General features: G+C 38.5%; 1 protein-coding gene. It reads left to right on the forward strand.

Translation table 11 applies throughout. The annotated features are described in order from the left end of the window. The coding region (locus tag OKC40_RS22905; RefSeq protein ID WP_270797072.1) for a hypothetical protein at positions 1–201 on the forward strand (201 nt) is incomplete at its 5' end. Positions 202–535: the final 334 nt, after the last annotated feature.

The following is a 535-nucleotide window of genomic DNA, read 5'->3' on the forward strand; positions in this document are numbered from 1 at the left end:
TCATCAGTGGGAACTTACATTCGCCACTTTGGCACTCTGATGCCATTTTGGGGAGGGGCGACCATCCCATTAACGCCTATGATTGTTTTGACTTGTCTATCTGATGCTCTCGGAGACAGTTCTATAGGATCAAACACCGAAGTTGAAGTTAGTTCATCTGATTATAATTTCAGGTTTATTTTAATTTTTTTTTTCAACTAAATCATGGTGTTATTTTTGTTTTTATGGCGTCATTATTGGCATTTTTGTAGAGCATATGTTGCTCTCATTGTCTCCTAGAAGCTTCTCTCTTATCCGATTTGTTATGAAGGCGCTCACAAAATTGAGCAATCGTTTGGCTTTTGATGAAATCTATGCTGTATTATTTATTCAAAATAATGAAGATAAAGACGATGACAAACGCATACATCAGTAAAGAAGGCATGGCAGTGATATGTCTTGCAAAGTATCTCATGACGACACCAGGGCGGGATCGCACTTTGTTAATGAAATTTGAACAGGCAGATCGTCTGTGATCTAATCGCGTCTCCATGCA

Source organism: Aeromonas sp. QDB11 (assembly GCF_027705265.1).
Lineage (GTDB): Bacteria > Pseudomonadota > Gammaproteobacteria > Enterobacterales > Aeromonadaceae > Aeromonas > Aeromonas allosaccharophila.